The following is a 5,938-nucleotide window of genomic DNA, read 5'->3' on the forward strand; positions in this document are numbered from 1 at the left end:
TGCGCAGCGTCTTCCTGTGCGCGCGGCGCGCAGTGCCGCACATGCAGGCCCAGCGCTGGGGACGCATCATCAGCATCGCCTCGCAGCTGGGCATCAAGGGCGGCGTGGAGCTGAGCCACTATGCGGCGGCCAAGGCCGGCGTGATCGGCTTCACCAAGTCGCTGGCACTGGAAGTGGCACCCGACAATGTCCTGGTCAATGCCATTGCCCCCGGCCCCATCGCCACGCCGCTGGTCGACGGCATCAGCGCGGACTGGAAACGCGCCAAGGAGGCCAGCCTGCCGCTGGGCCGCTTCGGCCGCGCCGACGAGGTGGCTCCCACGGCCGTGCTGCTGGCCTCCGACCCCGGCGGCAATCTGTATGTGGGGCAGACGCTGGGGCCCAATTCCGGCGATGTCATGCCGTGAAAAGAAGCACCCCCTGAGTCGCTTCGCGCCTTCCCCCTCTCTTCGGAGGGGGGCGTACGGGCAGCCGGCGACACCCTCGGTGCGGGGCGGCGCGGCCGGCATAGGCCCTTCCTCGGTGTCTCTGCTCTTTGGCTGCGCCAGTTTCGCAGGCGGCTCCATTCGCAACCGAAAGGTTTTCTGTCATGTGTGGAATGTGCGGTTTGCTGCAGGGCTCCGGCCACTGGAGCCAGGCGCCGGCCGGATCGGCCGGGCGCCGCCAGCGGCTGATTCAGATTGCGCGCGCCAACCGGCTGCTGGCGCTGTGGCGGCTGCGGCTCAGCGACTTCCACGGCCAGTCCTACCTGCTGCAGGGGCCTACGGGCGCCAGCGTTCTGGTGCCCGACTTCGGTGCGTTGTGGCCTGCGGCCGAGCGGCTGCTGGCCCGCGAGCTGGATCCGCTGGCCATGCCCTGGCCGCAACCGGAGCAGGCGCCATGACCGGCGATGCACGCCTGCCCGTGGGTGTGCTCACGGGCTCTCTGGGCAGCGGCAAGACCACGCTGCTCAGGCAATGGCTGCAGGACTCTCCCGCTGCCGAGACCGCCGTGCTGATCAACGAATTCGGCGCCGTGGGGCTGGACCATCTGCTGGTGGGCCGCATCGACGCCGACACGGTGCTGCTGGACAACGGCTGCATCTGCTGCGCCATCCGCGGCGAACTCAAGGAGGCGCTGTGGCGGCTGCACCAGCGCCGCGAGCGCGGCGAGCTGCCTGCGTTCCAGCGCGTGCTGATCGAAACCACGGGCCTTGCCGCGCCCGGCCCGGTGATCGCCACCCTCATTGGGGATGCGCAATTGCGCCAGGTCTTCAGGCCCGCCCATGTCGCCACCGTGGTCGATGCCCTGCACGCGGCCACGCATGCGCAGCGGCCTGAATGGCAGGCCCAGGTCGCCGCCGCCGACCGGCTGTACCTGAGCAAGACCGACCTGGCCCGGCCGCAGGACGCCGAGGCGCTGCGCGCGCAGCTTGCCAGGCTCAATCCGCTGGCCGTGCTCGGCAACAGCCGCCAGGCGCTGCCGGCCTGGCAGGAGCAGCCCGTGCAGGAGAGCAATTGGCTGGCACGCGCCATTGCAGGCACGCCTCGCAGCCGCAAGGGCCAGGAGCCGCACGGCAGCATCCAGGCCTTCTGCCTGGAACTCGACGGCCCCGTGGACTGGTGTGCGCTGACGCTGTGGCTGACCTGGCTGCTGCACCGCCATGGCGAGCGGGTGCTGCGGCTCAAGGGGCTCGTGGCCGTGGCCGCCGAAGGATGGCCGCAGGGGCAGCCGACGGTGCTGCACGGCATGGGCCATCTGATGCATGCGCCCGAGCATCTGGCCGAATGGCCCGGTGGCGACGGCCGCTCGCGCCTGGTCTTCATCGCCTCGGGGCTCAACGGGCAGCAGGTGGCCGACTCCTGGCAGTCGTTCCAGCGTTTCTTCGCGCAGGACAATGGGGCGCAGCCCGGCGCCGCACCCGGCCCGGCCGCCTTCCATTGACAAGGAACACCCCATGCGCAAGAACATGCCTGAACTGCGGGTACTGGGCACCTCGGTGACGCTGACCGAGGCCATGCGCCGCCGCGCCGAGCAGGACCTGGGTCTGCGCATCCGCTTCGAGGTGCTCGACGGCTTCGACGCGCAGCGCCAGGCCGTCATGCGCCAGGACAGCTTCGATCTCTACGACCAATGGTTCCACAGCCTGGACTGCCTGTGGCCGACAGGGGCGCTGCAACCCATAGACATCGGCAGGCTGGCGCATTGGGACGAGGTCAACGCCCTGCCCAAGACCGGGCGCATCACGCCGCAGGCGGCCCTGGGCGCGGGCTGCAACCCGGCCATGCGCCTGTACGTGCAGGCCGATGGCACCCTGGGCGAAACGCCCGCATCGCGCATCAGCATGCTGCCGCTGACGCACAACGCCGACAGCTTCGTCTACCTGCCCGCCGCCGTGCCGGAGCTGTTCGCGCAGACCGAGGAGAGCTGGTCGTGGCTGCTGTCTCCCGCCTGCCGTGGCCGTGCGGCCCTGCAGGCGGATGCGGCCATCGGCGCGCTGGATGCGGCCCTGGCCCTGCAGGCCGGCGGCGACATGCGTTTTGGCGACATCAGCAACCTGGGACTGGAGGAGATCGACCAGATGATGGCCCTGCTGCTGCAGCGGCAGGAATCGGAGCAGTTCCGGGGCTTCTGGGGCAACTACGCCGATGCGGCGCGGCTGATGATCGATGCCGGCGTCGCCATACAAAGCCACTGGTCGCCGGCCATCGCCCACTACCGCTCGGCGGGGCTGGACTACCGGCTGGCCTGCCCGCGCGAAGGCTACCGGGCCTGGTACGGCGGCCTGGGCATCTCCAGCCAGGCCAGGGGCGACACGCTGGATGCCGCCTACCGCTACCTGAACTGGTGGCAGTCCGGCTGGCCCGGTGCGGCGATGGCACGGCAGGGCTACTACATCTCCAACCCGCTGCGCAGCCGCGAGCACCTGCGCGCCAGCGAATGGGACTACTGGTACGCCGGCCTGCCTGCCGCCGAGGACCTGCGGGGCACCTACGGACAGATCTTGATCCCGCGCGGCAGCGTGCGCGACGGCGGCTCCTACGAGCAGCGCCTGGGCCACATCGCCGTCTGGAACACCGTCATGGACGAGCACAACTACCTGGTGCGCCAATGGGCCACGCTGCTGCGCCGCGCCCGCCCCTTATAGTCCTGCCGGATACCGGCCCCCTTTGCGTTGGCCGGTGCACAGGTACATGCAGATGAAGCAGGAATGACAAGAGCCACCCCAGCACCCACGCAGCTTGCCCGCGACGAGGAAGCAGGCCCCGGCGAATCCGGTGAATCCGGCGATCCCGGCGAACGCCGGCTGCGCTATGAACTGATACGCCAGCGCCTGCGCGGGGCCATCGTCGAGCAGCGGATCGAGCCCGGCCTGGTGCTGCTGGAGGGGCCGGTGGCCAAGGTCTTCGGCACCAGCCGCATACCCGTGCGCAAGGCCTTCGAGCTGCTGCATGCCGAAGGGCTGCTGTGCACCTTCGACGGACGCGGCTACCTGGTGGCCCGGCCCGGGCAGGCCGTGCAGCCCCAGCGCCTGCCGCTGGACGCGCGGGCCCTGGGCCTGGAGGAGGGCAACGCCACCATCCACATCCCCTCGGAAAGCGAGCGCATCCACGACGAGCTGGAGCAGACCATCTCCATCGCCATGATCTTCGGGCGCTTCCAGATCGACGAAAGCGCGGCCATGGAGCACTTCAACGTGAACCGCGTGGCCCTGCGCGAGGTGCTGAGCCGGCTCGTGGACCGGGGACTGGTGGACAAGAGCACCTATGCCTCCTGGCGCGTGGCGGCGTTGACGGCACGCGCGGTGAACCAGGACTTCGAGCTGCTGGCGCTGCTGGCGCCCGCGGCGCTGCGCGAAAGCGGCCCGCGCCTGGACAGGGACATGCTCGCAGACCTGCGCCGCCGCCTGCACGCCCCCGCCGCACCGCAAGCGCAGGAGCTTTTGCGGCTGGAGCAGCACCTGCACGGCGCCTTGCTGGCACGGCATCCCAACCACAAGCTGGTGGGCATGCTGCAGCAGTGCCAGATGCCGTGGCTGATCCACAGCACCTTTGACCGCATGTTCCCGCAGTCGCCCAACCCACCCCTGCTCGAGAACTGCCGCCAGGTCATCGACGCCCTGTGGGATGGTGAGTACGAGCGGGCCGCGCAGGCGCTGCAGGACTACCTGGCCCAGGCACGCAAGCGCGCCCAGCTGCAGCTCAAGGTCCTGTCCGTGCTGCCCGAGGCGCAGCTGCCGGCCTATCTGGTGCGGCAGTCGTGACCCCCTGAGGGACGGCATCGGGCCAGGCAGGGCCGAAGCGGACAAGACTGCGACCGGTGCGCCTGGTTGCATGTGCAACCACCGGTTTGCGCCGGGTTCACCGGGCGTTTACGCAAGCGCGGCATATTGGGCGGCCGACAGGGAACCGCAGGAACCCACAGGTACCGAAGGACCGCACCGAAAGACCGCACCGATGAATGCCCTGCGCATCAGCACCACCGTCTTCACCGAAGCCAGATTCTGGAGCCTGGTGGTTTTCTCGGTCGTTCTTCCCTGCGCCATCTACGCCGCCCTGCTGGCCAAGCGCAGCATCTCGCGCACCACGGTGCTGCTGTTCGGGCTGGCCCTGGTGGCCATGGCGGGGGTGGATGTCTACCTGCTGCAAAGCCTGGCCTCGGCGGCCAAGGCGACGCCTTCGCTGTCCGACAACACCCTCTTCGTCTCCGAGCTGTCCACGGCGCTGTACCTGCTGCCGGCCATGATTGGCGGCATCGGCGTGAACATGACCTCGCATGTGCTGATACAGCATCTGTTCGATGCGGAGCGCCGCTTCGACAGCAACCGCCACAACGAGAACACCTGAGCTGCGCCGGGCTCAGCCCATCACGTCCTCGGAGAAAAGCTGCCAGCGCCCGCCCGTCTTGCGCCAGTACTGGCGCAGCGGCAGGCCCTCGGCAAAGGACTTGCTGCTGGCGCGCAGGTTGACCACGCGGATCTCGCCCTTGGCGTCCTTCCAGGAATAGATGGACAGGTCCTGCAGCGTCACGCCGGGGCGGTTGAGGTAGGCGGCCAGCCGCTCCTGTGATGTGCGCGAGGCCGGCGACTGCAGCAGGTCGGGCGCGTAGAGGGCGGCCAGCTTGCGCGGGTCCGCACCGTTCCAGGCGCTCTTCCAGTCGTCGATGACGCGCACGAAGGCGTCTGCCGCCTTCTGCTGGGCCTGGGCCTTGGGGGCCACCCATTGCAGCTTTTCGCGGATCAGCACCGGCGTCTGCCGGTCCACGGTCTGCATGAGCAAGGTGAGATCGGGGTTGGCCAGCACCAGGCAGCCATCGCTGGCCTCGGGCGCCCGCGAGAACTGGTCGGGCGGCGAGCCATGCAGCCAGATGCCGCTGCCCGAGCGGCCCACGGCCTTGTCCCAGTCATTGGGAAAGTTCACCGTGAGCGCACCCTTGCCATAGAACTCCGGCAGACGGGGCCCGGGGATGTGGCGGCCCACGAAGTAGATGCCCAGCGGCGTGCGCTGGTCGCCTTCCTGCCATTTGTCGGTGCCCAGCTTGCCCACGGAGACATAGAAGTCCCCCAGCAGCCGCAGACCGCCTGCCTCATGGGCGAACAGGTACAGCCGCGACTTGCTGGCGTCGATGGCAATGGCATGCCGCACGGATGCGCCCAGCATCAAAAACTCGCCGGGAACGGAACCCGCAGGCGGCGCGCCGCTGTCCGCCTGCAGGCGGCGCTTGAGTTCGTTTTGCAGATCCTGCAGCTGGGCCTGCGCGGGACTGGCCGGACCCTCCAGCCGTGTGACGCTGCCCACGGACAGGTTGTGCCGCACCAGCACGCCCTGGCCCGGATGGCTGGGAGCGGCGGACGCAGCCACGGGCGTGCCCGCCAGCACCTCGCCGGCACGGCCGGTCTTGAAGCGCAGCAGGTCTGCATACACCAGCTGGGCTGCGCGGAAATTGGGGACTTCGGCGG

At 69.3% G+C, this 5,938-nt stretch carries 7 protein-coding genes; 6 read left to right on the forward strand and 1 reads right to left on the reverse strand.

Annotated elements, in window-relative coordinates:
• The 6 genes from L995_RS18260 to L995_RS18285 all read left to right on the forward strand — a co-directional run.
• Positions 1-407 (forward strand): SDR family oxidoreductase (locus L995_RS18260; protein WP_047472894.1); only part of this gene is annotated, 407 nt, incomplete at its 5' end.
• 182 nt (positions 408-589) lie between these two features.
• Positions 590-883 carry a hypothetical protein gene (locus L995_RS18265; RefSeq protein WP_016449806.1) on the forward strand — a complete coding sequence of 98 codons (294 nt, stop codon included), beginning with the start codon at positions 590-592 and terminating at the stop codon, positions 881-883.
• On the forward strand, positions 880-1,923 hold the full coding sequence (locus L995_RS18270) for a CobW family GTP-binding protein (RefSeq protein WP_047472895.1): 1,044 nt from the start codon (positions 880-882) through the stop codon (positions 1,921-1,923). The genes L995_RS18265 and L995_RS18270 overlap by 4 nt, the downstream gene beginning before the upstream one ends.
• Positions 1,924-1,936: 13 nt before the next feature.
• Positions 1,937-3,127, forward strand: coding sequence for an ABC transporter substrate-binding protein (locus tag L995_RS18275; protein ID WP_047472897.1), 1,191 nt, complete (start codon positions 1,937-1,939; stop codon positions 3,125-3,127).
• Positions 3,128-3,190: 63 nt separating this feature from the next.
• Entirely contained in the window at positions 3,191-4,243 is a 1,053-nt protein-coding gene (locus L995_RS18280; protein ID WP_016449809.1) for a GntR family transcriptional regulator, read from the forward strand.
• A gap of 193 nt (positions 4,244-4,436) precedes the next feature.
• A complete protein-coding gene (locus L995_RS18285) occupies positions 4,437-4,826 on the forward strand; it encodes a hypothetical protein (protein WP_016449810.1) in 390 nt (129 codons plus the stop codon).
• Positions 4,827-4,838: 12 nt separating this feature from the next.
• Here L995_RS18285 and L995_RS18290 read toward each other — a convergent pair.
• Positions 4,839-5,938, reverse strand: a 1,100-nt coding sequence (locus L995_RS18290; protein WP_047472896.1) for a L,D-transpeptidase family protein, incomplete at its 5' end; no start/stop codon positions are given.

Origin of the sequence: Delftia sp. ZNC0008, from assembly GCF_000799035.1 — a bacterium.
GTDB classification, from domain to species: Bacteria; Pseudomonadota; Gammaproteobacteria; order Burkholderiales; family Burkholderiaceae_C; genus Comamonas; species Comamonas tsuruhatensis.